Origin of the sequence: Pararhizobium arenae (assembly GCF_001931685.1) — a bacterium.
Classification (GTDB): Bacteria; Pseudomonadota; Alphaproteobacteria; order Rhizobiales; family Rhizobiaceae; genus Pararhizobium; species Pararhizobium arenae.
Window position 1 is genome coordinate 113,707 of record NZ_MOOY01000004.1, and the last position, 26,443, is coordinate 140,149.

The 26,443-nt window shown below is 59.7% G+C and carries 28 protein-coding genes; 14 read left to right on the plus strand and 14 right to left on the minus strand.

The window, feature by feature from the left end:
- The first annotated feature begins 31 nt into the window (after positions 1-31).
- The gene (locus BLX89_RS09835; RefSeq protein ID WP_075291083.1) at positions 32-991 is read left to right on the plus strand and encodes a lysylphosphatidylglycerol synthase domain-containing protein; all 960 of its coding nucleotides are present in this window, start codon (positions 32-34) and stop codon (positions 989-991) included.
- A gap of 7 nt (positions 992-998) precedes the next feature.
- Here BLX89_RS09835 and BLX89_RS09840 read toward each other — a convergent pair whose 3' ends face one another.
- The 6 genes from BLX89_RS09840 to BLX89_RS25000 form a co-directional block, all read right to left on the minus strand.
- Positions 999-1,481, minus strand: coding sequence for a hypothetical protein (locus BLX89_RS09840; protein ID WP_075290601.1), 483 nt, complete (start codon positions 1,479-1,481; stop codon positions 999-1,001).
- A gap of 125 nt (positions 1,482-1,606) precedes the next feature.
- Positions 1,607-2,002, minus strand: a complete 396-nt coding sequence (locus BLX89_RS09845; RefSeq protein WP_075290603.1) for a DUF1236 domain-containing protein — start codon at positions 2,000-2,002, stop codon at positions 1,607-1,609.
- A gap of 75 nt (positions 2,003-2,077) precedes the next feature.
- Positions 2,078-2,275: a hypothetical protein gene (locus BLX89_RS09850; protein ID WP_075290605.1), complete on the minus strand. Its 198-nt coding sequence runs from the start codon at positions 2,273-2,275 to the stop codon at positions 2,078-2,080.
- A gap of 80 nt (positions 2,276-2,355) precedes the next feature.
- Positions 2,356-2,703, minus strand: coding sequence for a hypothetical protein (locus BLX89_RS09855; protein WP_075290607.1), 348 nt, complete (start codon positions 2,701-2,703; stop codon positions 2,356-2,358).
- A gap of 89 nt (positions 2,704-2,792) precedes the next feature.
- Positions 2,793-3,302 carry a DUF992 domain-containing protein gene (locus tag BLX89_RS09860; protein ID WP_075290609.1) on the minus strand — a complete coding sequence of 170 codons (510 nt, stop codon included), beginning with the start codon at positions 3,300-3,302 and terminating at the stop codon, positions 2,793-2,795.
- 240 nt (positions 3,303-3,542) lie between these two features.
- Positions 3,543-3,866, minus strand: coding sequence for a hypothetical protein (locus BLX89_RS25000; protein ID WP_245292801.1), 324 nt, complete (start codon positions 3,864-3,866; stop codon positions 3,543-3,545).
- Between the two features lie 19 nt (positions 3,867-3,885).
- On the opposite strand from BLX89_RS25000, the gene BLX89_RS09865 reads away from it, so the two are divergent.
- Entirely contained in the window at positions 3,886-5,895 is a 2,010-nt protein-coding gene (locus BLX89_RS09865; protein WP_425348607.1) for a transglycosylase domain-containing protein, read from the plus strand.
- Positions 5,896-5,917: 22 nt separating this feature from the next.
- On the opposite strand, the gene BLX89_RS09870 is transcribed toward BLX89_RS09865, so the two are convergent.
- On the minus strand, positions 5,918-6,286 hold the full coding sequence (locus BLX89_RS09870) for a hypothetical protein (protein ID WP_143523576.1): 369 nt from the start codon (positions 6,284-6,286) through the stop codon (positions 5,918-5,920).
- 109 nt (positions 6,287-6,395) lie between these two features.
- Positions 6,396-6,764, minus strand: coding sequence for a hypothetical protein (locus BLX89_RS09875; RefSeq protein ID WP_075290615.1), 369 nt, complete (start codon positions 6,762-6,764; stop codon positions 6,396-6,398).
- Positions 6,765-8,237: 1,473 nt separating this feature from the next.
- Between BLX89_RS09875 and dnaK the strand changes: the two genes are divergently transcribed.
- The 7 genes from dnaK to BLX89_RS09920 all read left to right on the plus strand — a co-directional run bounded on the left by dnaK (position 8,238) and on the right by BLX89_RS09920 (position 16,025).
- Positions 8,238-10,160 carry a molecular chaperone DnaK gene (gene dnaK / locus BLX89_RS09890; protein WP_075290621.1) on the plus strand — a complete coding sequence of 641 codons (1,923 nt, stop codon included), beginning with the start codon at positions 8,238-8,240 and terminating at the stop codon, positions 10,158-10,160.
- A 166-nt stretch (positions 10,161-10,326) separates the two neighbouring features.
- Positions 10,327-11,430, plus strand: coding sequence for an acyltransferase family protein (locus tag BLX89_RS09895; protein ID WP_075290623.1), 1,104 nt, complete (start codon positions 10,327-10,329; stop codon positions 11,428-11,430).
- Positions 11,431-11,578: 148 nt separating this feature from the next.
- Complete coding sequence (gene dnaJ, locus BLX89_RS09900; protein ID WP_075290625.1) at positions 11,579-12,706, plus strand: molecular chaperone DnaJ; 1,128 nt, start codon at positions 11,579-11,581, stop codon at positions 12,704-12,706.
- A gap of 131 nt (positions 12,707-12,837) precedes the next feature.
- Complete coding sequence (locus BLX89_RS09905; RefSeq protein WP_075290627.1) at positions 12,838-13,566, plus strand: glutathione S-transferase; 729 nt, start codon at positions 12,838-12,840, stop codon at positions 13,564-13,566.
- Positions 13,567-13,659: 93 nt separating this feature from the next.
- Complete coding sequence (gene recF / locus BLX89_RS09910) at positions 13,660-14,784, plus strand: DNA replication/repair protein RecF (protein ID WP_075290629.1); 1,125 nt, start codon at positions 13,660-13,662, stop codon at positions 14,782-14,784.
- A gap of 9 nt (positions 14,785-14,793) precedes the next feature.
- Positions 14,794-15,552: a molybdopterin-synthase adenylyltransferase MoeB gene (locus BLX89_RS09915; protein ID WP_075290631.1), complete on the plus strand. Its 759-nt coding sequence runs from the start codon at positions 14,794-14,796 to the stop codon at positions 15,550-15,552.
- A gap of 5 nt (positions 15,553-15,557) precedes the next feature.
- Positions 15,558-16,025, plus strand: coding sequence for a GNAT family N-acetyltransferase (locus BLX89_RS09920; protein ID WP_083637413.1), 468 nt, complete (start codon positions 15,558-15,560; stop codon positions 16,023-16,025).
- A gap of 9 nt (positions 16,026-16,034) precedes the next feature.
- Here the strand turns inward: BLX89_RS09920 and BLX89_RS09925 are convergent, their stop codons facing one another.
- On the minus strand, positions 16,035-17,039 hold the full coding sequence (locus tag BLX89_RS09925) for a 2-hydroxyacid dehydrogenase (RefSeq protein ID WP_075290634.1): 1,005 nt from the start codon (positions 17,037-17,039) through the stop codon (positions 16,035-16,037).
- Between the two features lie 197 nt (positions 17,040-17,236).
- Here BLX89_RS09925 and BLX89_RS09930 point away from each other — a divergent pair, with 197 nt between their 5' ends.
- Positions 17,237-17,773 (plus strand): SH3 domain-containing protein, encoded by a 537-nt coding sequence (locus BLX89_RS09930; protein WP_075290635.1) that lies wholly within the window; start codon positions 17,237-17,239, stop codon positions 17,771-17,773.
- Between the two features lie 12 nt (positions 17,774-17,785).
- Here BLX89_RS09930 and BLX89_RS09935 read toward each other — a convergent pair whose 3' ends face one another.
- Positions 17,786-18,778, minus strand: coding sequence for an adenosine kinase (locus BLX89_RS09935; RefSeq protein WP_075290636.1), 993 nt, complete (start codon positions 18,776-18,778; stop codon positions 17,786-17,788).
- Positions 18,779-18,895: 117 nt separating this feature from the next.
- Here BLX89_RS09935 and BLX89_RS09940 point away from each other — a divergent pair, with 117 nt between their 5' ends.
- Together BLX89_RS09940 and BLX89_RS09945 are read left to right on the plus strand one after the other, a co-directional pair.
- Positions 18,896-19,540 (plus strand): TetR/AcrR family transcriptional regulator, encoded by a 645-nt coding sequence (locus BLX89_RS09940; protein WP_143523577.1) that lies wholly within the window; start codon positions 18,896-18,898, stop codon positions 19,538-19,540.
- A gap of 39 nt (positions 19,541-19,579) precedes the next feature.
- On the plus strand, positions 19,580-20,794 hold the full coding sequence (locus BLX89_RS09945) for an MFS transporter (protein ID WP_425348605.1): 1,215 nt from the start codon (positions 19,580-19,582) through the stop codon (positions 20,792-20,794).
- Here BLX89_RS09945 and nth read toward each other — a convergent pair whose 3' ends face one another.
- Positions 20,795-21,574: an endonuclease III gene (gene nth / locus BLX89_RS09950; protein WP_075291085.1), complete on the minus strand. Its 780-nt coding sequence runs from the start codon at positions 21,572-21,574 to the stop codon at positions 20,795-20,797.
- Positions 21,575-21,596: 22 nt separating this feature from the next.
- Here nth and BLX89_RS09955 point away from each other — a divergent pair, with 22 nt between their 5' ends.
- Both BLX89_RS09955 and BLX89_RS09960 read left to right on the plus strand, forming a co-directional pair.
- Positions 21,597-22,094 carry a DUF2244 domain-containing protein gene (locus BLX89_RS09955; protein ID WP_075290640.1) on the plus strand — a complete coding sequence of 166 codons (498 nt, stop codon included), beginning with the start codon at positions 21,597-21,599 and terminating at the stop codon, positions 22,092-22,094.
- Positions 22,095-22,157: 63 nt separating this feature from the next.
- Positions 22,158-23,030 (plus strand): methylated-DNA--[protein]-cysteine S-methyltransferase, encoded by an 873-nt coding sequence (locus BLX89_RS09960; protein WP_075290642.1) that lies wholly within the window; start codon positions 22,158-22,160, stop codon positions 23,028-23,030.
- 54 nt (positions 23,031-23,084) lie between these two features.
- Here the strand turns inward: BLX89_RS09960 and BLX89_RS09965 are convergent, their stop codons facing one another.
- From BLX89_RS09965 to BLX89_RS09975, 3 genes are read right to left on the minus strand one after another with little or no spacing between them, the layout of a single operon-like run.
- Positions 23,085-23,720 (minus strand): 2,3-bisphosphoglycerate-dependent phosphoglycerate mutase, encoded by a 636-nt coding sequence (locus BLX89_RS09965; protein ID WP_075290643.1) that lies wholly within the window; start codon positions 23,718-23,720, stop codon positions 23,085-23,087.
- Between the two features lie 25 nt (positions 23,721-23,745).
- Complete coding sequence (dapB, locus tag BLX89_RS09970; protein ID WP_075290645.1) at positions 23,746-24,564, minus strand: 4-hydroxy-tetrahydrodipicolinate reductase; 819 nt, start codon at positions 24,562-24,564, stop codon at positions 23,746-23,748.
- A gap of 8 nt (positions 24,565-24,572) precedes the next feature.
- A complete protein-coding gene (locus tag BLX89_RS09975) occupies positions 24,573-26,387 on the minus strand; it encodes an ABC transporter ATP-binding protein (protein ID WP_075290647.1) in 1,815 nt (604 codons plus the stop codon).
- Between the last annotated feature and the right edge of the window lie 56 nt (positions 26,388-26,443).

Sequence of the window (26,443 nt, forward strand, 5' to 3'; positions counted from 1 at the left end):
ACGACTGCTTGCTTTTGAAATTTCCTGCCGCATGAAGACTGCGCGCAAATTCATCTGGCCCGTCATTGGACTGGCCGCAATCCTCTTCTCGCTTTATGGTCTCTACCACGAGTTGCGCGGCCTTTCGCTCGATGACGTGCTTGCGAGCCTTGCGAATGTTTCCCTGAAACAATGGATACTCGCCGGTTGCGCCACGCTCACGGCCTATGCCGCGCTTGCGGCTTACGACCATCTGGCGCTGGAGCATCTGGGCAAACGGATTTCCATCTGGTTCATCACCATCTGCTCGTTCACGGCCTATGCGCTTTCGCATACGGTAGGTGCATCGGTGTTTTCCGGAGCGGTCGTGCGTTACCGGGCCTATGGGTCGCAGGGGCTTTCAGCCGGTGAAACCGGCATTCTCGTCGCCTTCTGCTCCTTCACCTTCGCGCTGGGCACGCTGCTCCTCTCGGCCATCGTGCTGTTGCTCGAGCCGGATATCATGGCGCGCTTTGCCTCGTTCTTGTCCGTGGAGGCATCGATTTCGACCGCGGTCTTGATCCTGCTTCTGATCGGGCTTTATCTGCTTGGCAGCCTTGCAGGCTTCCGTCCCGTGCATACCAAATGGTTCAGGCTGGAATATCCGAAGCCAAAGCTGGCATTAAAGCAGTTGTTCATTGCGCCATTGGAATTGATCGGGGCAGGGGCGATCATCTATTTCGCGCTGCCGGCCGAGGGGAACCCTGGTTTCCTGATCGTGCTCGGAATTTTCCTCGCCTCGTTCTCCGCAGCGCTGCTCTCCCACGCGCCCGGAGGACTTGGTGTGCTTGAACTGGTGTTCATTGCAGCGCTTCCGGAGATCGATCCCGCTGCCGTTCTCGCAGCGCTTGCCATTTTCCGGCTGTTTTACCTGATCCTCCCCTTCATCATGGCGCTCGGTGTCGTCGTGTTCTTCGAACGGGCGCAGTATGTTGCCGAGCGCAAAAGGGAATCTGCGGACATCGGCGGCTGAGCCGAAATCAGGACGGCGTATGGCAGACCTTCGGCAGGGCCTGGTCAAAGGGCTGGTCGACCTCCTCCAACTCGGCGCTGTCGATCTGAAGCGGTATGAAGGGTGGCTCCTGCAGCGTCGCATCGCCGAGCCGGGTGACGTAGCAGCCGGCAAAGACATGCTCCTTGCCCGCCTTGTCAACCGAGCGCACGGCAACCGGAACCGGCATGTAGACACTACCGGCAGCACCCTCCGGGGTGACCGTGCCGGTCTTTACCTCGACCTCGACCGTATCCGCGTAGCCTTCCGCAAACTTGCTGAATTCGGGAAGTTCGCTCTTGTCGGAGAAATAGCTGTAGGCGCGGGCATATTCCTTGCGCGAAACGGCATTATAGAGCGAGCGGATGAGGGCCGCGCCATCGGAGCGATCATCGATGTAGGCGGGCTCCTGGGCAACCGACGCCACGGGGCAGGATATCAGGCAGGCTGCGAGAAGAAGACGCTGGAACATGAAAGCCTCCTGGGAAAACGATACGTCGAGAATTGAAGGGGACTTGAGGCAGGAGTGTGTCTGCCGACACAAGAAGGAGACGGTATCGCCAGATACCGTCTCCCCGAAAAAACTATTCGTCCATATTACTGGATGACCTGCACGACCGTATGGGTCTGCGGATCCACGATAACGCGCTGTTCGTTGACGACCGCATAGGCGTAACGCTGATCTTCCGGTACCGGCGTCAGGACGACATCAGTCGGGATGGGCTTGCCGACGGCGACCGGCTGTTCGACAACGACCGACTGAGGGGCTGGCTGCTGCTGCACGTAGGTTACAACGCGCTGCGGCGGCGGGTCGATTGCCGTACCAACGATCGCACCGGCAACGCCACCAACGGCCGCACCAACCGGGCCGCCGACGATCGCGCCGGTGATAGCGCCGCCGGCTGCACCGTTCACGGTACCTTCCTGGGCATAAGCGGTGGCCGAAGCAAGGCCAAGAGTTGCTGCGGCGAGAATGATAATTTTGGTTTTCATGGTTAGCTCCTTTCGATTTTCCATCTAGCCATGGCCCTTTAAATGCCTCTGGCTCATGTTCGTTCCGAAAAAATGTCAGGCCATGCCAGCGGGGTCGCCGATCGGCAGAAGAGCGGGATCGAGCGTCGGGTCATTCGGATTTTTCGAATCGCCCTCGTCGATGATGGGCGGTGTCGCCGGTTTTTCCTGACTGCGATCGGGCACGCCGGGTGTGGTTTGCGGGCCGCGCGGCGTCTCGGCGGAAGGCGTCTGCAGGGGATCACGATTGGGCATGATTGTCTCCTTTCGATTGTCCTCGCGCAGTGATCGCAAGGTCTTGGAAAGGGAACGGCAAGGAGAAGAGATGGTTCCGTCTAGCCGCGATCGGCGACGGCGTTTAATCGTCCGCGCGAGCGTGAGGATGTGCGGGCGGCAAGAAGCGTCGAGGCCAGCTTGCGCTCTTGCGCCGTGAACAGGGATTGGAATTCCGGCCTGAGGATCAAAGCCTCCATGGAAGCGTCCGCCATGCCGTGTTTCTGCAGTCGCTCCAACCCGGTGGTGCCCGGTTGTTCGAGAAGCTTCCGCGCCGCGGCAACGCCGCCTTGCAAAAGCACCAAACGGCGCAGGAGCACGGGTCGGAAGCCGACCGTGGCGCAAAGATCATAGATTGCCAGCATGTGCTGATGAAATTCGGCCTCCAGCGAGCCGGCTATTCGCTTCATTCAACCCTCTTGAAAAAGACAGCCGGCGCGAGGTCACGCCGGCTGGTCTAAACGTTCATTGTATTTGCTGATGTTGCAAGCCCGGCTGATCAGCTCGGTGTCAGGGTGATCGAGGTGCCGGTGGCAGCGACGTTCAGACCCAGCTGACCGGTGACGCTCACTGTCTGCAATTGAATGGACCCGGACGTACCGCCGACCAGGATATTGGTGCCGACGCCCGCGAAAACCGTCGCTTCAGCCGTTGCACCCTGGTAAAGGCCGCTCAAGGAACCACGATGATAGCCGGCTGTCGGAGCAAAGACCGCCCAGGCCAGACGCCCCTGTGTGGTAAAGCCGAGATCGACGCCCATTTTGCGGATCACCCCGGTGTAATGGTCCTGCCTGCCCCTTGTTGAGCTAAAAGTGCAGTCGAGATTTTTAGCCGATCCAAGCACATAACCGACGCCACCGCCGACGTCGCAGGTCAGCATGCCGATTTTCACACCATCGGAATCGTCAGATTCCTGATAGGTCGCAACGGGGTCCGCAGCGTTGGTCGCCGTCACGAATGCCTGCGCGAGAGAGGCGGCGGCAACGATCGTTGCAAGTGTCTTCTTCATTGGGTTCTCCTTAACGGTTAAGCCCTGCCCAGTTGGAATATAGAGCGCGTGCCGTGTTCTACAAAGGGCTGCATAAAGGCAAAATTGCGATGGTTAACGCCCAGACCAGACGCTTGTTTCTCCGGATTAAAGTCTCTTTGTGAATCAAGCTTGGAAACGAACGTCACCGCCTCATCTCGGCGTCAAAGGTTCTGCGAATTGGAAGTGCTTGAGAATCGTACGCTTTTGGGTTGCAAGTTCTTAACCACACCTTAAATCGCCGCAATTAGAGTCCATCCGGTCGATCATCGTGCGGGCCAGAGATGAGGTGCCGCCATCCTGACTTGGAGCAACTCCCCCCGGCATGGCATCAAACGGCAGATCAAGACAGAGAATGGAACCGTCCTTCGGGGAGGAGCGGAACGACGACGTGTTTGATTTCAGCGCCGGCGAACGTGTGTCCGATGGCCGGCAAAAAAAGTCGCCGTCCGTAAAGCCTGCCGGCAAATCATATTCTCCCTCGGAAAGACGTGTCTCCAAGTCAAAAAAGAGCCGCCGCAGCCGTCGCGAACCCGGCTTGGGCATCTTCGGTGCGATCCGGCGCATGATCTACTGGTGCGTCGTTCTCGGCATATGGGGCGCGATCGGCGTTGGTGGTCTCGTTCTGTATTACGGCTCCCGCATGCCCAGTGCCACGAGCTGGTCCGTTCCGGTGCGCCCGCCAAACGTCAAGATCATCGCGAATGACGGCACGGTGCTCGCCAATCGCGGCATGACCGGCGGCGAGGCGCTCTCGCTTGAAGAGATGTCGCCCTATATCCCGCAGGCGGTGGTTGCGATCGAGGACAGGCGATTCTACTCGCATTTCGGCGTCGATCCGCTCGGCCTTGCCCGTGCCATGGTGACCAATCTGACGACGGGCCGCATGGTTCAGGGCGGTTCGACGCTCACCCAGCAGCTTGCAAAAAATATGTTCCTCTCGCCGGAGCGCACGCTGGAGCGCAAGGTGCAGGAAGTGCTGCTCGCCTTCTGGCTGGAGCAGAACTATACCAAGGACCAGATCCTGACGATGTACCTGAACCGGGTGTTCTTCGGTTCGAACGCCTATGGCGTCGAGGCGGCATCGCGCCGCTACTTCAACAAATCCGCCCGTGACGTGAACCTCGGCGAAGCCGCCATGCTGGCCGGCCTTTTGAAGGCGCCATCACGCCTGTCGCCGGCCCGCGATCCGAAGGCTGCGGAAGAGCGCGCCCAGCTTGTACTCGGCGCCATGCGCGAAGAGGGCTATATTTCCGACAGCGAAATCAAGACGGCGATGTCGCAGCCGCCGACCAAGGCCAAAAGCTTCTGGTCCGGCGCGCAGTATTACGCCGCCGACATGGTCATGGACCAACTGCCGGGCATGATCGGCAAGATCGATCAGGACCTGATCGTTGATACGACACTCGATCTCACGCTTGAGAAAAAGGCCGAGGAAACGCTCGCCGCAAGCCTCGATGCCGATGGCGAAAAGCTCAACGTCTCGCAGGCGGCGCTTGTGTCCATCGATGGCACCGGCGCGATCCGCGCGATTGTCGGTGGCCGCGACTATGCGACGAGCCAGTTCGACCGCGCGGTGAAAGCCAAGCGCCAGCCGGGCTCGGCCTTCAAGCCGTTCGTTTATGCCGCCGCCCTGGAAATCGGCCGCACGCCGATGTCGATCCGCAATGACGCGCCGGTGCGCATCGGCAACTGGACGCCCGAAAACTACGATCAGAAATATCGCGGCGAGGTTTCCCTAGCCGAAGCGCTCGCCAACTCGCTGAACACGATCGCCGCCCAGCTGGTGATGGAAGTCGGCCCGCAGAATGTCATCAAGCTGGCTCACCGGCTGGGTATCGAATCGGAGCTGCAGTCCAACGCCTCGATCGCGCTCGGCACCTCGGAAGTCAGCCTGCTTGAGCTGACCTCGGCTTACGCCCCCTTTATGAATGGCGGCTTCAAGGCGACGCCGCACATTATCCGCCGTATCTCGAAGGCGGATGGCACGGTGCTTTATGAAAACACCTATGACAGCCCGCCGCGCGTGCTCGATCCGGAAATCGTTAGCGAAATGAACCAGATGATGCTCGGCGTTATCGATCACGGCACCGGCAAGAACGCCCGGCTGAAAGGCTGGGAAGCGGCCGGCAAGTCCGGCACCACGCAATCGTTCCGCGATGCGCTTTTCGTCGGCTTTACCAATAATCTCACGACCGGCATCTGGTTCGGCAATGACGACGGCAAGTCGATGAAGAAGGTGACGGGCGGCGGCCTGCCGGCCAAGGCCTGGCACGATTTCATGACGGCTGCCCACGAAGGCCTGTCGCCGTCGCCGATCTTCGGCACGACCGGTATCCAGCCGACGTTTGATAGCGATCCGGTATCTCCCGAGAGCATCGAAAACGTCATTTCAGGCGGATCGATCGACGAGTTTCCGCAGGCGCCGGTTTCCGATGGCCAGATGGCCAACGGTCAGGGGCTGCAGCCGCCGGCCGATACCGCCGATTCCGGACTCGTGCCGCCGGCCGATGTCGGCGAAACCACCGGCGCCACCCGACGGACGACCCTGTTCGATATCTTGACCGGCGGCTGAACTTTGTCGCGAAAGGGCTTGGCTATCCCCAGGCGATAACGACATTTTCCGGCTCTGTCGGATGATCGATCCAGACACGAATACGGGTTTTGTCGGATGGTACATGCACAATGGCGAATTGTGGATCGATCGCGTCAAACAAGATGAACTCCAGGTCCGGCGTATTCAAAACGCTGTCGGAGTCCGGCTCCCTCGCCTCCTTGATTTCAGAGTACGGTCCAATCGCCACATGCGTATCCCCATCATTCCAATAGAGTGCTGGGATATTGATGCAGTTGTTCGACGTAAGAACGCCTTTTCGATCCATATGCATCGGAATATCAACATCCCGACGGCCTGCGGCGTAAAAACTTACATATTCCGGAGCTATAGACATCCGCTGTACGGTCATGGCGCTAAAATCTCTTCTTAGATAAAAGTCCGCCGCCTTGCGACTGACCGCATGACCCGCGCTCCTCCGAGTAGGTTTGCTCGAAGAATTGTATCTGTTGGCCTCCGGATTATCCCCAAGCCACAACGACATTTTCGGGCTGTGTCGGGTGATCAATCCAGACTCGAATCCGCGTTTTGATCGTCGGTACTGGAAGGCTGGCAAACCTCGGCTCGTTGGCGTCGAAGAAAACAAGCATCTTGTCCGGCGTGTTCAGAATACCGTCAAAGGTTGGTGGTGTAGGCATGGTTATTTCCGAGGCTTCCCCAACCGTAAAATGGGTATCGCCGTCATTCCAGTAGATGCATGGAATACTAATACAATCCGGCGTGAAAGGAATGATCTTCTCCCGGAAATTGTAAGGAACATCCCGAATATCGCGACTTGCTAGATAAACGCTGTTGTATTCAGGTGCGATACTGAAATGAAGAATTGCCATTCAAAGCTTCCCGCCTCTTACAACGCTGGCTTGCGAATAACACTCATCCCTCAGCACACTGCCTTTACTTACCCCCAGGCGATAATGACGTTTGAGGGTTCGATCGGATGGTCCATCCAGACCCGTATTCGCGTTTTCTTGGATGCCACTTGTGAAACAGCGAATTGAGGGTTGTTCGCGTCAAACAGAATAATCTCATTGTTAGGAGTGTTCAAAATGCTGTCAGAATTCGGTTCCCTTGCCTCTGCAACCTCCGAATATGGTCCGAGTGTCACATGGGTATCCCCGTCACTCCAATAATAGGCTGGAATGTTAACGCAATCGTCAGACACAAAGACTCCCTGCCTGTCCATGTGTACAGGAACAACAACATTCCGGCGACCCGCAACATAAAAGCTGACATATTCTGGGGCTATCGATAAGCGTTGGACGGTCATAGCGTTAAAATCTCCCCTTCGATAAACGTCCGCCCTGCGAATTACTGCACTACCAGCAATGTGGGTAAATTCTTGTTGGTTTGCCAACTGATTTTGGCACCTGATGGTCGCCGATAAAATGGCCGCGAGGTGTCCCCGACGTCTTTGTACCACACCTATGGCATCCGTAGGTACGGCCGATGCGATCGATTTCTGCCTGTTCGGTCCGGGTCAAACGCCTGTTGGTCGGCGGCGCGGCAATCCATTCTTTGGCATATGGTCCGATCCCGGTGCGCGGTAACCTCAACTGGAGTGCGCGAAGCATCGCTTCCTGTGCTATCGACTCATTCGCCCGGATCAGACCCTCTACCGTCTCGTAGGCTTGCGGCGTCGGCCGCCAGTTCGGCTCACGCCTGTGGACGGCCCGCAACGCCTCCTGCATGCGGCCCACGCTCACCGCCAGCCGTGCCTCTTGCGCGGGCGTGACGCTCTGCCATCGTCCAAGGATATGAACCTGCCCTCCGCCGCGCGGTCCGCGGCGGCTGACGAGGATCGGGCGGGTTTCGGAACCGTCTCCGACCCATTGTCCGCCGTCGGGATTGCCGGCCGGCACGCGCGGTTGTTCGGGGCGAAAGCCGGCTTCAAATGAAAGCGTAGCGTCAGGGCGCGTAGCTCAACGGCGAATGCTGCAAACCTGTAGTCCGATTGCAGGACGCCTCCTTCAGTTCGGTCTGTCGAAATCATTGCCGCCGCTACCCGTTTCCGTTTCAGCGGAGCAATCATGCGTGGGCTGCCAGTGGCGGGGATAAACGGGGACGTTCGGAGGTATTCGATTGAAACCGATAAGATGCTGGTTGCGGTATGCGAATTTCCTTCAGCGGCACGCTGATTTCGCACGTTTTGCCGTTTCGAGGTGCCTTGCAGTCCCGAAAACCCCTCCTTATATACGCCCCATCACCGTGGTCATCGATCGCGGCCCACCACAGACCATCCCGTTAGGGGCTGTCCTATGAATGCCTGACCGGGTTCCGACAGTCCGCTGCAAGGAGAGAACGACATGGCTAAAGTAATCGGTATCGACTTGGGAACGACCAACTCCTGCGTCGCCGTCATGGACGGCAAGGACGCGAAGGTCATTGAAAATGCGGAAGGTGCGCGCACGACCCCTTCGATCGTCGCCTTCAACGACGACGGCGAGCGCCTGATCGGCCAGCCGGCCAAGCGCCAGGCTGTTACCAACCCTGAAAACACGCTGTTTGCCGTAAAGCGCCTCATCGGCCGCCGTTACGACGACAAGCTCGTGGAAAAGGACAAGGCCCTCGTTCCCTACAAGATCGTCAGGGGCGACAATGGCGACGCTTGGGTTGAAGCGCATGGCGACAAGTACTCGCCGTCGCAGGTCTCCGCCATGATCCTTCAGAAGATGAAGGAAACCGCCGAATCCTACCTTGGTGAAAAGGTTACCCAGGCCGTCATCACCGTTCCGGCCTACTTCAACGACGCCCAGCGTCAGGCAACCAAGGATGCCGGCCGCATCGCTGGTCTCGAAGTTCTCCGCATCATCAACGAGCCGACGGCTGCAGCCCTTGCCTATGGCCTCGATAAGAAAGACGGCCGCACCATCGCGGTTTACGACTTGGGCGGCGGTACCTTCGATATCTCGGTTCTGGAAATCGGCGACGGCGTCTTCGAAGTGAAGTCGACCAACGGCGACACCTTCCTCGGCGGTGAAGACTTCGACATGCGTCTGGTCGAATACCTCGCAGCCGAATTCAAGAAGGATCAGGGCATCGACCTGAAGAACGACAAGCTTGCCCTGCAGCGCCTCAAGGAAGCTGCTGAAAAGGCCAAGATCGAGCTGTCGTCCTCGCAGCAGACCGAAATCAACCTGCCGTTCATCACGGCTGATGCGTCGGGTCCGAAGCACCTGACCATGAAGCTGTCGCGCGCCAAGTTCGAAAGCCTGGTCGACGACCTGATCCAGCGCACCGTCGCGCCGTGCAAGGCAGCCCTCAAGGATGCCGGTGTCACCGCAGCCGAGATCGACGAAGTCGTTCTGGTCGGCGGCATGAGCCGCATGCCGAAGGTGCAGGAAATCGTCAAGCAGCTGTTCGGCAAAGAGCCGCACAAGGGCGTGAACCCGGATGAAGTCGTCGCTCTCGGCGCCGCCATCCAGGCCGGCGTTCTTCAGGGCGACGTCAAGGACGTCCTGCTCCTCGACGTGACCCCGCTGTCGCTCGGCATCGAAACCCTCGGCGGCGTCTTCACCCGTCTGATCGAGCGTAACACCACGATCCCGACGAAGAAGAGCCAGACCTTCTCGACGGCCGAAGACAACCAGAATGCCGTGACCATCCGCGTTTCGCAGGGCGAGCGCGAAATGGCTGCGGACAACAAGCTGCTCGGCCAGTTCGACCTCGTCGGTATCCCGCCGGCGCCGCGTGGCGTTCCGCAGATCGAAGTTACTTTCGATATCGATGCCAACGGCATCGTGCAGGTTTCTGCCAAGGACAAGGGGACCGGCAAGGAACACCAGATCCGTATCCAGGCTTCTGGTGGTCTCTCCGATGCCGACATCGAAAAGATGGTCAAGGACGCTGAAGCCAATGCCGAAGCCGACAAGGCCCGTCGTGAAGCCGTCGAAGCCAAGAATCAGGCCGAAAGCCTGATCCACTCCTCGGAAAAGTCGCTGAAGGAGTATGGTGACAAGGTTACGGAAGCGGACCGCAATGCGATTTCGGACGCTATAGCCAGCCTGAAGACGGCTGTCGAAGCCTCTGAGCCGGATGCGGAAGACATCAAGGCGAAGACGCAAGTTCTCATGGAAGCTTCCATGAAGCTCGGTCAGGCCATGTATGAAGCACAGCAGACCGAAAGCGCCCACGCGGATGCCGCAGCAGATGCTGCTCGCGACGGCGACAACGTCGTTGATGCCGATTACGAAGAGATCAACGACGACGACAACAAGAAGTCGGCCTGATCTTTCTGAGACACACCAGAAACCTCGGAGCAGCAATTGCTCCGAGGTTTTTTGTTGTCTTCCGTTTAACGCTTACTTGATGGAGCGCTGATAGAGTTCACCGGCCGCGTGGCTGCTGGATGTCGCAAGGCGGAGACTTGTATTTCTTCGTCATGGAGACGTTCCCATGCACTTCCGCATTTTCGAAACCTGGAGACTGATGGCGGCCCTGCTGGTCATGGCCTATCACTTCCTTCGCTTCGGGCCGGGCACGTTGCAGCAATATCAGGCGGGAGAGGTGCTTCATCGGCTGCTGCCGCTGATGGATATGTTCTTCATGATTTCCGGGTTCCTGATCCTTCTGCGCTACGGCGACCTGATCAGCGATTGGAGCAGCTACCGGCAGTTCATCGTCCGGCGGCTGGCGCGGTTTTATCCACTCTATCTCGTGACCTTCCTGTTCTTCGTCGCAGTCGGCGTGTGCCTTCATTTCGGCCTTGTCCAGTCGACCCAGCCGGAGCGTTACGATTATTCGCTGCTCTGGGAAAATCTGTTTCTGGTGCAGGCATGGGGAACAACGGCCAATCTCAGCTTCAACTATGTCGCATGGTCGCTGTCGGCGGAATGGTTCTGCTACCTGCTGCTGCCGGTTTATGTGCTGATCATCCGGCGAGGCGGAGTTGTCGGACTGACCACGCTTGCCGTTCTCAGCATCGCCGCTCTCGAAATTGCCACCACAACCGGGATCATCCCCTTCGAAAGCTGGCTTCAGGCAGATACGTGGGGCGCCTATCGCGCCTTTGCCGACTTTGCTGTTGGGGGTGTGGTGATGATGCTGGCACGCGATAGCCGGTGGAAATTGCGCTCTCATTTTCCGGCCTGGCTCGTCTTCGCGATTTCCATAGTCGGCATGCTGCTTTTCTGGCCGTCCTATGTAACCGTCCTGCTCCTTGGCCTGTCGATGTTCCTGGCGGCTGTCGCGGAACGGAACAATCCGGCCGGCGCACGATGGCTTTCCGTGCTTTCGCCGATTGGCCGCGTCTCCTTCGGAATCTACCTGATCCATCCGGTGATGGAGGCGATCCTGCTTGCCGTGATCTGGCGCCGCTTCATCGAGCCGCTCGATATCGTGAGCTTCTACGTGTTTTGGATCGTGCCGATGGCGGCAACCATTCTGGTCGCGATCGCCTCTGACCGGTACTTCGAAAAGCCCTTCAGCGACTGGTTCAACGGTCTTTTCGGCACGCCGAAGAAGGCCGGCACCGTGCAAGCCCGCAACGCACCCGCCTGAAGCGTCGATTTTGCGGCAAAAAATGAGGTGTCCGCAGGTTTGGCTATGGTATCGCGCGTGAAGGTTTACTAAATCCTGTTCCAAGGAAATCAGGCGATTGCCGGACGGCCGGACTCGCTGCGACTATACAACAGGACAAGCCGCACGAATGAAACGTGATCTCTACGAAACGCTCGGCGTTGCAAAAACGGCGGATGAGAAGGAGCTGAAGAGCGCCTTCCGAAAACTGGCGATGAAATATCATCCGGACAAGAACCCGGGCGATTCAGAAGCCGAAAAGACGTTCAAGGAAATCAATCAGGCCTACGAGACCCTGAAGGATCCTCAAAAACGTGCGGCTTACGATCGCTATGGCCATGCGGCGTTCGAACATGGCGGCATGGGTGGCGGCGGCGCCGGCATGGGGGCTGGCGGCTTCTCCGATATCTTCGAAGACATTTTCGGCGAGATGATGGGTGGGCGCCAGCGCCGCTCCTCCGGTGGTCGCGAGCGAGGAGCCGATCTTCGCTACAACATGGAAATCAGCCTCGAAGAAGCGTTCGCCGGCAAGACTGCACAGATCCGGGTTCCAACCTCCATTACCTGTGACGTTTGCACCGGCACCGGCGCAAAGCCCGGGACCAGTCCCAAGACTTGCGCCACCTGTCAGGGCGCTGGCCGTGTTCGCGCCGCTCAGGGCTTCTTCTCGGTCGAGCGCACCTGCCCGACCTGCCATGGTCGCGGCCAGACGATTACCGATCCCTGCACCAAGTGCCATGGTCAGGGCCGCACGACCGAAGAGCGCTCGCTTTCAGTCAACATTCCCGCCGGGATCGAAGATGGTACCCGTATCCGCCTGTCGGGCGAGGGTGAAGCAGGCTTGCGCGGTGGCCCTGCGGGCGATCTCTACATCTTCCTGTCGGTAAAGCCGCATGACTTCTATCAACGCGACGGGGCAGACCTCTACTGTGCCGTGCCGATTTCCATGACGACGGCCGCCCTTGGCGGAAAGTTCGATGTCGCTACTCTGGATGGCACGAAGTCGCGTGTTTCCGTGCCCGAGGGCACGCAGGCCGGTAAGCAGTTCCGCCTCAAGGGCAAGGGCATGCCGGTGCTGCGATCGACCCAGATCGGCGACCTCTATATTCAGATCCAGATCGAGACGCCGCAGAAGCTCACCAAGCGCCAGCGCGAACTGCTGAAGGAGTTTGAGGAGATTTCTTCGAAGGAAAACAATCCGGAGTCCTCGGGTTTCTTCTCGCGTATGAAGGATTTTTTCGACACGCTCAGTGATTGAGCGAACGTCGTTCTTTATTGATGTGCGTCAAAGGCCGGATCGTTCCCGGCCTTTGTTTTTATTTGCCCTTTACGCAGAGGTATATTGGCCTAGTTCCTTTCTCATCGCATACTGCAACGCAGGGAGGATAAATGGCATACATGCTCTACTACTGGGATGGCATTCCCGGCCGCGGGGAGTTCGTTCGCCTGGCACTCGAATATGCCGAGGCTGAGTATGTCGACGTTGCGCGCGAAAGTGGTGGAACGGAACGCCTGATGGCCATGCTGAAGGGGGAGCACGCCGTCATGGTTCCCTTTGCTCCGCCATTTCTCAAGGATGGAGACGTTCTCGTCTCCCATGTCGCCAATATCCTGTTGTATCTGGGTGACCGTCTGGAACTTGCGCCGGCTGACGATGCCGGCAGGTTTCATGCCAACGGACTGCAACTGACGATCACCGATATCGTGGCCGAAGTTCACGATTGCCATCATCCCATCGGCACGTCGCTGTATTACGAAGAGCAGAAGGATGAAGCGAAACGTCGTTCGGAAAACTTCCTGATTGACCGGCTTCCCAAGTTTCTCGGCTATTTCGAAAAGGTCCTGGCCCATAATGCACAGTCCGGAACCTTCGCCGTCGGTTCTCGCCTGACCTATGTGGACCTCTCCCTTTTCCATCTGGTCGATGGACTTCGATATGCGTTCCCGCAGGCGATGGAAGGTGACCATGCGCGCTATCAGCGCCTCTTGGCCCTGCATGATCACATACGCGAACTGCCAGCGATTGCGTCCTATCTCGCTTCCGAAAGGCGGCTAGACTTCAACCAGTCCGGCATCTTCCGCCACTATCCCGAGCTTGACGCCCTGAACGGTCCGTAGTGGCGGCTTCCCTATTCGAATTCCACGGCCTTGTGCCTTGCCAAGACCCTCAAGGCGGCATAGCTCTGCGGCAGAAGTGCAACCGGACAGAACATGCCGCACAAGGTTTTTCTCACACGCCTGAAGCTCGTCGATTTCCGCAACTATGCGGGTCTTTCGCTCGATCTTGATGAGCGGCATGTGGTGCTGACCGGCGAAAACGGTGCCGGCAAGACCAATCTCATGGAAGCCGTCTCGTTTCTGACCCCCGGTCGGGGTTTGCGTAGGTCTGCTTACGGTGACGTTGCCCGCGTTGGCTCGGACGGCGGATTTTCCGTATTTGCCGCGCTGGAGGGCATGGAAGGCGGCGTCGAACTGGGCACCGGCACGGTGGGCGGCGAGGAGGGCCAGTCGCGCAGGCTCCGGCTCAATGGCACGACGGCAAAAAGCGTTGATGAACTGCTCGATCATCTGCGTGTTCTCTGGTTGACGCCGGCGATGGACGGGCTGTTTAGCGGCGGCTCCGGCGATCGGCGCCGGTTTCTCGATCGCCTCGTTCTGTCGCTTGATCCCGAACATGGCCGCCGCGCCACGGATTTCGAGCGCGCAATGCGCAGCCGCAACAAGCTGCTCTCCGAAACCCGGCCCGATCCCGTCTGGCTGACGGGTCTTGAACGGCAGATGGCCGAGCTCGGTATCTCCATGGCTCATGCCCGCCATGAAATGTTGAGCCTGTTGGCGACATTGGTCGAGAAAAATTGGGAGGGTGGCGTCTTCCCGGCGGCCGATCTGGCGCTTTCCGGTTTCCTCGACGGGGAGTGGCAACGTCCGGCCGTTGATCTCGAGGAAGAGTATCTTGATATGCTGCAAGCTGGCCGCTACCGCGACGCCGCCGTCGGTCGCACGCTGGATGGCCCCCATCGCGTCGATCTTATCATCCGCCACCGGGCCAAGGACATGGAGGCGGCGCGGTGCTCGACAGGCGAGCAGAAGGCGCTTCTCGTCGGTTTGGTGCTCGCCCACGCGCGGCTTGTCTCAAACCTGACCGGACATGCACCGGTGCTGTTGCTGGATGAAATTGCTGCCCATCTCGACGAAGGGCGTCGTGCGGCGCTTTTCGATCTGGTTGATGGTCTCGGCGGGCAGGCCTTTATGACCGGGACGGATCGCTCGATGTTTTCCGCCCTGGGCGATCGCGCCCGCCATCTGACGGTTGCCAATGGCAACGTTTCCGGGTGAAGTCGAATCATGTCATCCGCTTCGCTCACGTCTGAAGAAATTGAACGCTACGCGCGCCATATCGTTTTGCCGGAAATAGGCGGAGCAGGGCAGCAGAAGCTGAAGGCTGCGCGCGTCCTCGTCATCGGCGCAGGCGGGTTGGGCGCCCCGGTGCTGCTTTATCTTGCAGCGGCCGGTGTGGGTACGCTCGGCGTCGTCGACGATGACCATGTGTCACTGTCCAACCTGCAGCGCCAGATCATTCATGGCACGAACGATATCGGGCACCCCAAGGTCGAGAGTGCGCAGGCAGCCATCGCTGAGATCAACCCTCATGTGAGATTTCTCCCCCATGCCGTGCGCCTCGATGCCGGCAACGTGGAGAGCCTTCTTTCGGGCTACGATATCGCGGTCGATGGCTCTGACAGTTTTGAAACCCGCTACCTGGTCGCCGATATGGCCGAGCAGCTGCACGTGACGCTGGTTACCGGTGCAGTTGGACGTTTCGATGGTTCGCTGACCGTCCTTCAGCCTTGGATGACGGGCCAAGATGGCCGCCTCAATCCCCGTTACCGCGATCTTTTTCCTGAGCCGCCGGCAGCTGGCGTTGTTCCATCCTGCGCGGAAGCCGGAATTATTGGCGCTTTGACCGGCGTCGTAGGAACATTGCAGGCTATGGAAGCCATCAAGCTGATCACCGGCGCTGGACAACCGCTCGTTGGCAGATTGCTGCTCTACGACGCCCTTGCCGCTCGATTTGAAACGATCCGCTATCGGCGGAAGGGATAAGCGGCGTGAAAGTTCAGCGTATCGACAGTCGCTTTTCCGATTACGATCAGCTTCTTGCGCTAATTCTTCGCGCCTTTGCCTTCATGGATGGACGCATCGATCCGCCGTCTTCGGCGCATCTTCTGACACCGGCATCCCTGCGTGAAAAAGCAAAGATTGAAATTGCCTATGTCGCCAGCGAGGACGCGATCCTTGTCGGGTGTGTCTTTCTGAACCCGGAACCAGATTGCCTCTATATCGGCAAGCTTGCGGTCGCGCCTGAGGCGCAGGGCCAAGGGATAGGCCGTTGCCTGCTCGACGCGGCCATCCAGACCGCAAAAGAGTTGGGTTTGTCGCAACTGCGGCTTCAGACACGCATCGAACTCTTGGAAAATCATGCTGTCTTTGGTCGCTGGGGGTTTCGCAAGACGGCCGAAATGGCGCATTCAGGCTTTATGCGCAGCACATTCATCGAGATGCGGATGACGCTCTGAAGGCGTGGGTCAAACCCTGTTGGGAAGCACGCGATCCGGCGGCCGATGGCCGTCGAAGAAGGTGCGGATATTGATCACCACCTTCTCGCCCATGTCGATACGGCCTTCCAGCGTTGCCGAACTCATGTGGGGCAGCAGCACGACCCTGCCTTCCGCCGCCAGCTTGAGCAGCTTTGGATTGACGGCCGGCTCGTTTTCGAAGACATCGAGCCCCGCGCCGGCGATCTTGCCCTCCCGCAGTGATTTGATGAGCGCCGTTTCATCGACAATGCTGCCACGGGCGGTGTTGACGAGGTAGCTTGTCGGCTGCATCAGCGCGATCCGTCGCGCGGACAGTAGATGGTACGTGGCCGGCGTAGAGGGGCAGTTGACGGAGACGATATCGACGCGGGCCAGCATCTGGTCGAGACTGTCCCAGTAGGTCGCTTCCAGCCTTTCCTCGGTTTCCTGGCTCACGCGCTTGCGGTTATGATAGTGGATCGAAACCCCGAAAGCTTTGGCGCGGCGGGCAACGGCGGTGCCGATGCGGCCCATGCCGACGATGCCGATGCGCTTTCCCGCAAGCCGGCGGCCCAGCATCCAGGTCGGCGACCAACCGGCCCATTCGCCCTTTTTGTCGGTCAGGACATTGGCACCTTCGATCAGGCGTCGTGGCACGGCGAGGATGAGCGCCATGGTCATGTCGGCCGTGTCTTCCGTCAGGACATTCGGAGTGTTGGTAACCGTAATGCCGCGGCGAGCGGCAGCATCGACATCGATGTTGTCCACCCCGTTGGAGAAGCTTGCGATCAGTTTCAGCTGCGACCCGGCCTGCTCGATCAGTGCCGCGTCGATCCGGTCCGTCACGGTCGGCACCAGCACGTCGGCGCGCTTGACCGCAGCCACCAGCTCCGGCTGGCTGCGCGGCGTGTCGTCGATGTTCAGCTCCGCATCGAACAGCTCGCGCATGCGCGTTTCCACGACATCCGGCAATTTTCGGGTGATGTAGACCCTGGGTTTTTTCTTAGCGGTCATCTGCGCCTGTCTTGAGCTTGTTGACGGGTTCTTAACCAAGATGAGTGATCGTTCTCCCTGCAGTGCATTTTCTACCAGACCCGGTGTGGAAGACAAACGAAACTCTGAATCTTCTCCGGCGAATTGTTTGTGGAAACCCGCCTCGATCTGGTGTCTGCCTGCAAGCCACTGATTTCTTTGTAAAAGCGGATTTCGTCATGCGTAGGGTTCTGTCCAGCTTCGTCGTTGCTGCGGTTGTTGCCGCAGGTGTCGCAGGTGCTGCCATGCCGGCCTTTGCCCAAGCTGCAAAGGGGCCGAGCGGCTTGCCCTTGCCGCGCTTCGTCAGCCTGAAATCCAAGAGCGTCAACCTGCGGGTCGGTCCGAGCACGGATTATGCGATCGCGTGGCGTTATATGCGCTCTGGCGTTCCGGTCGAGATCATCCAGGAATATGACAACTGGCGTCGCGTTCGCGATGCGGACGGCTCGGAAGGCTGGGTTAACCAGGCGCTTCTGTCCGGCGACCGAACGGCCGTGACTGCGCCGTGGATGCGGGGTAAGGGCGAAGACGTTTTCGTCAACATGCGCCGCGAGCCGATGTCCAGCGCAGGGATCGTCGCCCGCCTCCAGCCAGGAGTGGTCGTCCACGTCGGCGAATGCAATGGTGACTGGTGCCATGCGGATGCACAGGGCACGGAAGGCTGGATCGCCCAGAGCGAGATCTGGGGCGCCTATCCTGGCGAGGCGTTCAAGTAAGTTTCAGAGGGCCTACAGCAAGCCGGCGTTCTTCGCGGCAGCTGAAAGCGAAACCATCGGACGGGGCCCGACCTGCTCGATGACGATGCCGGCCGCAAGGCTGCCGAGCCTGCCGCAATCGGCAAGCGATCGGCCAGTGGTATAGCCGAAGAGGAAACCGGCGGCATAAAGATCGCCGGCTCCGGTCGTATCGACGACGCTGTGGATGTGGGTGGCCTCCACCCGAACACGCTCGTCGCCGCGAACGATGATCGAGCCTTCCTCGCTCATCGTCACCGCCGCCAGCTTGCAATCTCGGGCGATGTTGGCAAGAGCGAGCTCGAAATCTTCCGTTTCATAGAGCGCCAGCGCTTCGGCGCGATTGGCAAAGACGATATCGACGGTACCGGAACGCATCAGGTCCAGGAACTCCGCCCGGTAGCGATGAACGCAAAAACTGTCCGAAAGCGTCATCGACACCTCGCGACCGTTTTCGTGGGCAATGCGGGCGCACTCGCGGATCGCATCCTTGGCGCGCGGCGGATCCCAGAGATAGCCTTCGAAATAGGTGACCTTGGCTTCTGCCACGACGTCCGCTTCCACATCTTCAGGGCCAAGCTCGACGCAGGCACCGAGATAGGTGTTCATCGAGCGCTCGCCATCGGGCGTCACGAAGATCATTGAGCGGGCCGTCGGAGGGGTTGATGGCAGCGGTTTGGTCTCGAAATGCACGCCCTGCGCACGGATGTCATGGGTGAAGATTTCGCCCAGCTGGTCGTTGGAAATCTTGCCGAAATAGGCTGCCTTCCCTCCGAGGCTGGCGACGCCCGCTGCCGTATTGCCGGCGCTGCCGCCCGATGCCTCCAAGGCCGGCCCCATCCGCGAATACAGCAGTTCTGCCCGCTCCGCGTCGATCAGGTTCATCGCGCTCTTGATGATGCCGTTGTCTACAAGAAACTCATCCTCGCAACGGGCAATGATATCGACAATGGCATTGCCGACCGTGAGCACGTCGAATTTTGTCATGGGGAACCGCCTGGAAAATATGCTTCAGCCGGTATCCGGTAATAGCGGTTTTCCGGGCTGAGGGAAGCGGAAATGGCAAAATCATGTCAGAGGCAAAGATTTTTCTTGATTTAGGAAATGATCGTTCCCTATATAGGCGCCATGAACACGATCGAGCTAGCTTCAAATCCTCCCAAACGCGGACGTCCGCGCACCTTCGATATGGATGCGGCGCTGGACCGTGCGATCGTTGCGTTCAGCGAGCGCGGCTATCACGGAACCTCCATTGCGGATCTCTCGGATGCGATGGAGTTGACGACCGGCAGTATCTACAAGGCGTTTGGCGACAAGCGCGGCGTCTTGCTGGAGGCGTTTGCCCGCTACAGAAAAGTGCGCCGCGGCCTGCTGGTAACGGCAATCGAGCATATGCAGACAGGGCGGGAAAAAATCCGTGGCGTGCTGGCTTTCTATGCTGAAGCTGCATGCGGTGGTTCCGGTCAGCGTGGCTGCCTTGTGGTCGCGATGGCGACGGAGCTTGCTGCGACTGATGCGCTTGCTGCCCGCGATGTCGATGAGGCGCACGCTTCGAACGAAGGATTTTTGCGCGAGTTGATCCTTCTCGGGCAGCGGGATGGCTCGATCGGTCCGGGCATCGACGCCGCCTCAACAGCCCGCGCCATGCTGTGCCTTCAGCAAGGCATGCGCGTCGTGGGCAAAACCTCCTCCCGCAGCCGGGAAGACATGGGCCGCATCGTCGATGTGGCGATGGGCATGCTCGGCTGATCATCCATACATTTCAAAATGCCAGACTGGAGATTTTCCGTGGCCACCGTTTCTGCCGTCCATTCGCCGACTTCCCCGTCGACATCGCTATCCCCGGCCATGACCTTTCTGCTGGCAGCAGCCTGTGGTCTCATCGCGGCCAATCTCTATTACGCCCAGCCTCTGATCGGCCTCATCAGCGCCTCACTCGGGCTGACACCGTCAGCGGCCGGCCTTATCGTGACGCTCACGCAGGTCGGTTACGGTCTCGGCCTTCTGTTGATCGTGCCGCTCGGCGATCTCTTCGAAAACCGGCGTCTCATTCTGGTTATCACCGGGCTTGGGACGCTTGCCGTGATCGCTGCCGGATTCGCTGAAACACCTCTGCAGTTCCTTGTCGCCGCTCTTTTCATCGGCATCGGCTCGGTCGCGGTGCAGATCATCGTGCCCTTTGCCGCCCATATGGTGGCGGAGGAGCATCGGGGTGCGACAGTCGGCAATGTGATGAGCGGCCTGATGGTCGGCATCATGCTCGCCCGCCCGGCGTCGAGCTTCATTGCCGAGTTCCTGCCATGGCACATGGTGTTCTTCATTTCGGCGGGCGTTCTCGTCATTCTGATGCTGGTTCTGGCCCGCACCTTGCCGGACCAAGTGCCGAAGAGCGGCCTCGGATACGGCGCCTTGCTCGCTTCCATGGGTCGTCTCGTCGTGACAACGCCGATCCTGCGCCGCAGGGCACTCTATCAGGCCTGTCTCTTCGGTGCCTTCAGCCTGTTCTGGACAACCACGCCGTTGCTTCTGTCCGGGCCTGAGTTCGGGCTTTCGCAAGGACAGATCGCGCTCTTTGCGCTCGCCGGTGCGGCTGGCGCGGTCGCGGCTCCGATCGCTGGTCGTCTGGCCGATCGCGGCTGGAGCTATTGGGCGAGCCGGGCGGCCATGTCGTCGGTTGCCGTGGCGTTTCTGATCACGCACATCGCCCCAACGGGATCGGTCCTTGCCCTGGCACTCCTGACCTTCGCCGCCATCCTGCTCGATTTTGGCGTGACCACCAATCTGGTGCTCGGCCAGCGCGCCATCTTCGTGCTGGGGCCGGAATATCGCAGCCGGCTGAATGGCCTCTATATGGCGACATTCTTCGCCGGTGGCGCGTTCGGCTCGGCGATTGGCGGCTACCTCTATGCTGCTGGCGGATGGTGGGCAGCCTCCACTTTCGGCATTGCCCTTCCGTTGGCTGCACTCGCTTATTCGCTGACGGAAGGCCGGACAAAAGACTGATCAGGGCAGCGGCGGATCCATGAACTGCTGCGGCAGTTCCACGAGAGGGGCGGGGATGGCATTGGTCTTCTCCGCCGCCTTGCAGATATCGGCGATCACGCAGCGCAGACATTCCGGCTTGCGGGCCTTGCAGCAGTAGCGCCCGTGCAGGATCAGCCAATGATGGGCGTGGTAGAGGTAGTGATCCGGAATGATCCGCATCAGATTGTCCTCCACCTCATCCGGGGTTTTCCCCGGTGCAAGACAGAGCCGATTGGCGATGCGGAACACATGGGTATCCACCGCCATGGTCGCTTCTCCGAAGGCCATGGACATCACCACATTGGCCGTCTTGCGGCCAACACCGGGTAGCGTCACCAGCTCCTCGCGGGTGCGCGGCACCTCGCCACCGAAATCGGCGATCAGCTTTTCGCTAAGCGCGATGACGTTCTTTGCCTTGTTGCGATAAAGCCCGATGGTCTTGATGTAATCGCGAACCGTTTCCTCACCCAGCGCGACCATCTTTTCCGGTGTATCGGCGGCGGCAAACAGCGCCCGTGTCGCCTTGTTGACGCCGGCATCGGTCGCCTGCGCCGAGAGTGCAACGGCGACGACCAGCGTGAAGGGGTTGACGTGTTCGAGTTCGCCCTTCGGTTCCGGCCGCTGGATCGAAAAACGGCGGAAGATTTCCTCGATCTCGTCACGGCTATAGGCGGTCTTTACCGGCTTTTTGCCGCGACCCGACGTCGCGGTGCGGGATTTTGCGGGCGCAGATGCTGTTTTCGACTTCACGTTTTTCATGCGCCATCTATAGTTGGCAGCCATGAACGATGGCAATGGCGAGATGACGAACCAGGACAAGCCGGTTTTCGAAGCCGAGCTGACACCCTATCGCTCGCTTGGAATGAAGGGTTTCAAGGTCCTCTTCCTGATCGCCGGCCTTATGAGCCTCGTCCATGTTTTCGTGTTCATGCTCATGGGCGCTTGGCCGGTCGTGTTCTTCTTCGGGCTGGACTATGCGCTGCTGCTTGGCGCCTTCTGGTTGAACTATCGTGCTGCACGCGCCCGTGAGGAAGTCTTGGTCTCCCGAACGGATGTCCGCGTGCGCAAATTCACGCCTGCCGGCCAGATGACCGAGCACAATTTCAATCCCTTTTGGGCGCGCTTCAACATTGCGCGCCATTCGGAAATCGGCATCGTCTCGATGAACATCAGCGATCGCCGCCGCGCCACCGATATCGGCATGTTTCTCAATCGCGATGACCGCGAAAGCTTCGCCAAGGCATTTTCCGGCGCTCTCGCTACGGTGAAACGCCGATAGGGCAAGAAACGGGTGGCGACTGGCCGCTCACAGTGATTATCTCCCACACAAGGAGATACGATCATGAACGTCACGACCCAAATCCCGTCGGATATCACCCGCAAGGGCAGCGATTATGAAGTCGTAAGCCGTGTTGTCGAACTGCTGACCGAGAATTATCGCGACCAGCCGTCTCTGGATGTGATCGCCGGGGAATTGGGCGAATCGCCGACACAGTTGCAAAAGACGTTTACCCGTTGGGCTGGCCTGTCGCCCAAGGCTTTCCTGCAGGCCGTTACGCTGGACCATGCCAAGCGCCTGCTCAGGCAAGAAGAGCTGCCGCTGTTGGAAACGAGTTACGAGCTCGGCCTCTCCGGCCCCGGCCGCCTGCACGATCTTTTCGTCACCCATGAAGCCATGTCACCCGGCGAATGGAAGCTGCGTGGCGCGGGTCTGACGATCCGTTATGGTTTCCATCCGTCACCCTTCGGCGTCGCTCTGGTCATGGTCACGGATCGCGGCCTTGCCGGCCTTGCCTTCAACGACCCCGGCCAGGAACGCGAGAGTTTTGAGGATATGGCCGGCCGCTGGCCGAATGCCAATTACGTCGAGGATAGCGCGGCCACGGCCGGCTATGCCGCCCGCATTTTCGAGGCGGATCGCTGGCAGGCTGAAGAGCCGCTGCGCATCGTGCTGATCGGTTCGGATTTCCAGGTCCGCGTCTGGCAGACGCTGTTGAAAATCCCGATGGGTAAGGCCGTCACCTATTCGGACATCGCCTGCGATATCGGCCAGCCGACCGCATCAAGGGCCGTGGGCGCGGCCGTTGGCCGCAACCCGATTTCCTTCGTTGTACCGTGCCATCGGGCGCTCGGAAAAAGCGGTGCGCTGACCGGCTATCATTGGGGCCTGACCCGCAAGCGCGCTATGCTCGGCTGGGAGGCTGGCAAGGTCTGAAAACAAGAAAGGCCGGGGTGCCCCGGCCTTCTCGTAATAAGTCTCAAGTCAGGCTCAATGCGCGCCGGACATATCGCCGAGCACTTCCTTGGAAGCGACGGTCGAGTCCGCATTCAGTTTGTAGACCATGGGAACGCCGGTCGCGAGGTTCAGCGCCAGGATCTGTTCCTTGGTCAGGCGGTCGAGCACCATCACCAGCGAGCGCAGCGAGTTGCCATGAGCGGCGACAAGCACATTCTGGCCGGCGAGAACGCGCGGCAGGATATCGGTGAGGTAATAGGGCCAGACGCGGGCGCCGGTGTCGCGCAGGCTCTCGCCGCCCGGCGGCGGGACGTCGTAGGAGCGACGCCAGATATGCACCTGCTCTTCGCCCCACTTTGCGCGGGCATCGTCCTTGTTGAGGCCGGAGAGATCGCCGTAGTCGCGCTCGTTGAGGGCCTGGTCCTTGATGGTCTCAAGCTCGGTCTGGCCGACGTTTTCAAGAATGAGCTTCAGCGTGTGCTGCGCGCGGGTCAGGACCGAGGTGAAGGCGACGTCGAACTTGATGCCGTACTCGGCAAGCGCCTTGCCGCCGGCATTGGCTTCCTGAACGCCAAGCTCGGTCAGGTCGGGGTCCTTCCAGCCGGTGAACAGGTTTTTCAGGTTCCAGTCGCTCTGGCCGTGACGAACAAGGACAAGGGTTCCGCTCATATGGTGTTTGCTCCTCGAAGAAAGATCAGTTGAGCCCGAGCACGTCGAGCATGGTGTAGAAACCGGGTTTCCTGTCGCGCGCCCAAAGGGCGGCGGTGACGGCGCCACGGGCAAAAATGCCGCGATCGGTCGCACTGTGGGAAAGCGTCACTTGCTCGCCTTCGCCCGCGAGAATGACGGAATGTTCACCAATGACGGAGCCGCCCCGTAGGGTGGCAAAACCGATCGTGCCGGCAACACGCGCGCCGGTATGCCCTTCGCGGACGCGAACCGACTGTTCGGCAAGATCGATGCCGCGGCCGCGGGCCGCCGCTTCGCCGAGCAGAAGTGCGGTACCCGACGGCGCATCGACCTTGTGCTTGTGGTGCATCTCCAAAACTTCGATATCCCAATCGTCAGGACCGAGAGCCTTCGCGGCCTGCTCCGTCAAAACGCCGAGTAGGTTGACGCCGAGGCTCATATTGCCGGATTTGACGATGCGGGCATGGCGGGCGGCGGCGGCAATCTTGGTGTCGTCATCAACCGAGCAGCCGGTGGTGCCGATGACGTGGACAATGCGTGCCTGAGCGGCGAGGCCGGCAAATTCGACTGTCGCCGCGGGCGACGTAAAATCGAGCACGCCTTCCGCCTCGACAAAGGCTTCAAGCGGCTTGTCGGTGATGGTGACGCCGGTGGTGCCAAGGCCTGCAAGCTCTCCGGCGTCGCGGCCGACGAAAGCGGAACCCGAGCGCTCGACGGCGGCAAAGACGGTGACGCCCTTCATCGAATGGATGGTGCGGATCAGCGTCTGTCCCATACGGCCGGCAGCGCCGACCACAACGAGTTTCATATCCGTACCGCTCATGCCTGCGCTCACTTCTGAAGTTCCTGATCTTCCATTGAATCGGCGTCTTCGGACCCGCCCTGCAGATTGTGAAGGCGAGCGTAAAGCCCGTCGCTACGCTGCGCAAGCGCCTCATGGGTGCCCTCTTCCACGACAAGGCCTTCCCGCATCACGATGATCTTGTCGGCATTGACGATGGTCGACAGGCGGTGGGCAATGACGACCACGGTGCGGCCTGCCATGGCATGATCCAGCGCCTTCTGAACGGCGGATTCCGATTCGGTGTCGAGCGCCGATGTCGCTTCGTCAAGCAGCAGGATGGGTGCCTTGCGCACCAGGGCGCGGGCAATCGACAGCCGCTGGCGCTGGCCGCCGGAAAGCGTCACGCCATTTTCACCCACGGGCGTATCGTAGCCCTGCGGTTGAGTGATGATGAAGTCGTGGGCGTAGGCAAGCTTTGCTGCCTCTTCGATTTCCCCATCAGTCGCCTCCGGCCGACCGTAGCGGATGTTGTCGCGGATCGAGCCTTCGAACAGGTAAGGCTGTTGCGAGACATAGGCGAGACCGTTTCGCAGGGATTGTTTGGTCACATGGGCGATATCCTGCCCGTCGATCAGGATTTCACCCGCGCCCGGATCGTAGAACCGGGGGATAAGGCTGATGACCGTGGATTTTCCGGCGCCCGACGGACCGACAAGGGCAGTGGTCTTCCCGCCCTCCGCTATAAAACTCACGCCCTTCAGAATGTCACCGCCGGTGGCGTAGCCGAAATGCACGTTTCGAAATTCAATCTGGGCCTGATCCAGTTTCAGTTCCGTTGCGTCCGGATGATCCCGCTGATGCGGAACTGTGTCGAGAACTTCATAGATCATCCGGGCATTGACGACGGCGCGCTCAAGGTTCACCTGCAAACGGGCGAGGCGCCGCGCCGGATCATAGGCCATGAGCAAGGCGGTGACGAAAGCGAAGAAGGCACCCGGCTGGACGTCGCCGTAAATCGAGCGGAAGGCGGCATAGGCGAGTACGCTCGAGATGGCAAAGCCGGCGAAGCTTTCCGTCATGGGCGCTGTGCGCTCGCTCAGCCGTGCGATCCGGTTGGCGCGGTTTTCCGCGCGATCGATAATCGACTCGACCTTGTCTTTCAGCTGGTCTTCCATCGTGAAAGCCTTGACGATGGTGATGCCTTGGATCGTCTCCTGCATCGCGCCCAGAACGTGGCTGTTTATCTCGATGGATTCCCGCGTCGCCTGACGCAGGCGCTTGGAGACGTAGCGCAGGCCGAGCAGCAGCGGCGGTGCGATGACGAAGACGATCAGCGTCAGCAGCCAGTCCTTGCTGATCATCACACCGATCAGCGCAATGAGGGTCAGAAAGTCTCGCGCTATCGAGGTCACCGTCATGTTCAAAACATCACGGATGCCGGAAACGTTCTGGCTGATCTGTGCGGAGATGCGTGCCGAGCGGGTGTCGCTGAAAAAGCCGACGCTGAGCGCCATCAGGTGGCTGTAGAGCCGGCGCTGGTAGCTGGCGACAATGTTGTTGCCGATCTTCGATAGCGCAACCGCCTGACCGTAGGTGGCAAAACCTCGCAGCACAAAGGCCGCGAAGATGGAGCCGCAGATGACAAGAACGATATCGGCCCGCTTGTTCGCAAAGGCCTCGTTGACGACGGACTCCATGATCCAGGCGGAAAAGGCGGTGGTCGCCGCGACGACTGCCAGGCAAAAAATCGCGAAAACATAGCCTTTGACATGCGCGCGGCCATTCTCGCGGATGACACGCTTGAGAACACTGGTGATGGTTTCCGCATCGACGTGCTGATGCGCGGTCTTGGCGACTTTCAAAGGCTGTTTTCCCTCGCCTGAAGCAGGGCGCAACCGCAGGGCGGCGCGCGTTTCAA

What these genes read in the sequence shown, in the direction of transcription:
- recF (WP_075290629.1), top strand. Translation starts at nt 13,660, where the DNA reads ATGCCGCACAAGGTTTTTCTCACACGCCTGAAGCTCGTCGATTTCCGC.
- dapB (WP_075290645.1), bottom strand. Translation starts at nt 24,564, where the DNA reads ATGAGCGGTACGGATATGAAACTCGTTGTGGTCGGCGCTGCCGGCCGT.
- BLX89_RS09935 (WP_075290636.1), bottom strand. Translation starts at nt 18,778, where the DNA reads ATGACAAAATTCGACGTGCTCACGGTCGGCAATGCCATTGTCGATATC.
- dnaK (WP_075290621.1), top strand. Translation starts at nt 8,238, where the DNA reads ATGGCTAAAGTAATCGGTATCGACTTGGGAACGACCAACTCCTGCGTC.
- BLX89_RS09940 (WP_143523577.1), top strand. Translation starts at nt 18,896, where the DNA reads ATGATCGTTCCCTATATAGGCGCCATGAACACGATCGAGCTAGCTTCA.
- BLX89_RS09845 (WP_075290603.1), bottom strand. Translation starts at nt 2,002, where the DNA reads ATGAAAACCAAAATTATCATTCTCGCCGCAGCAACTCTTGGCCTTGCT.
- BLX89_RS09875 (WP_075290615.1), bottom strand. Translation starts at nt 6,764, where the DNA reads ATGGCAATTCTTCATTTCAGTATCGCACCTGAATACAACAGCGTTTAT.
- BLX89_RS09955 (WP_075290640.1), top strand. Translation starts at nt 21,597, where the DNA reads ATGAACGATGGCAATGGCGAGATGACGAACCAGGACAAGCCGGTTTTC.
- BLX89_RS09860 (WP_075290609.1), bottom strand. Translation starts at nt 3,302, where the DNA reads ATGAAGAAGACACTTGCAACGATCGTTGCCGCCGCCTCTCTCGCGCAG.
- BLX89_RS09960 (WP_075290642.1), top strand. Translation starts at nt 22,158, where the DNA reads ATGAACGTCACGACCCAAATCCCGTCGGATATCACCCGCAAGGGCAGC.
- BLX89_RS09835 (WP_075291083.1), top strand. Translation starts at nt 32, where the DNA reads ATGAAGACTGCGCGCAAATTCATCTGGCCCGTCATTGGACTGGCCGCA.
- nth (WP_075291085.1), bottom strand. Translation starts at nt 21,574, where the DNA reads ATGAAAAACGTGAAGTCGAAAACAGCATCTGCGCCCGCAAAATCCCGC.
- BLX89_RS09865 (WP_425348607.1), top strand. Translation starts at nt 3,886, where the DNA reads ATGATCTACTGGTGCGTCGTTCTCGGCATATGGGGCGCGATCGGCGTT.
- BLX89_RS09915 (WP_075290631.1), top strand. Translation starts at nt 14,794, where the DNA reads ATGTCATCCGCTTCGCTCACGTCTGAAGAAATTGAACGCTACGCGCGC.
- BLX89_RS25000 (WP_245292801.1), bottom strand. Translation starts at nt 3,866, where the DNA reads ATGCCCAAGCCGGGTTCGCGACGGCTGCGGCGGCTCTTTTTTGACTTG.
- BLX89_RS09870 (WP_143523576.1), bottom strand. Translation starts at nt 6,286, where the DNA reads ATGACCGTACAGCGGATGTCTATAGCTCCGGAATATGTAAGTTTTTAC.
- BLX89_RS09895 (WP_075290623.1), top strand. Translation starts at nt 10,327, where the DNA reads ATGCACTTCCGCATTTTCGAAACCTGGAGACTGATGGCGGCCCTGCTG.
- BLX89_RS09925 (WP_075290634.1), bottom strand. Translation starts at nt 17,039, where the DNA reads ATGACCGCTAAGAAAAAACCCAGGGTCTACATCACCCGAAAATTGCCG.
- BLX89_RS09905 (WP_075290627.1), top strand. Translation starts at nt 12,838, where the DNA reads ATGGCATACATGCTCTACTACTGGGATGGCATTCCCGGCCGCGGGGAG.
- BLX89_RS09850 (WP_075290605.1), bottom strand. Translation starts at nt 2,275, where the DNA reads ATGCCCAATCGTGATCCCCTGCAGACGCCTTCCGCCGAGACGCCGCGC.
- BLX89_RS09965 (WP_075290643.1), bottom strand. Translation starts at nt 23,720, where the DNA reads ATGAGCGGAACCCTTGTCCTTGTTCGTCACGGCCAGAGCGACTGGAAC.
- BLX89_RS09930 (WP_075290635.1), top strand. Translation starts at nt 17,237, where the DNA reads ATGCGTAGGGTTCTGTCCAGCTTCGTCGTTGCTGCGGTTGTTGCCGCA.
- BLX89_RS09855 (WP_075290607.1), bottom strand. Translation starts at nt 2,703, where the DNA reads ATGAAGCGAATAGCCGGCTCGCTGGAGGCCGAATTTCATCAGCACATG.
- BLX89_RS09840 (WP_075290601.1), bottom strand. Translation starts at nt 1,481, where the DNA reads ATGTTCCAGCGTCTTCTTCTCGCAGCCTGCCTGATATCCTGCCCCGTG.
- dnaJ (WP_075290625.1), top strand. Translation starts at nt 11,579, where the DNA reads ATGAAACGTGATCTCTACGAAACGCTCGGCGTTGCAAAAACGGCGGAT.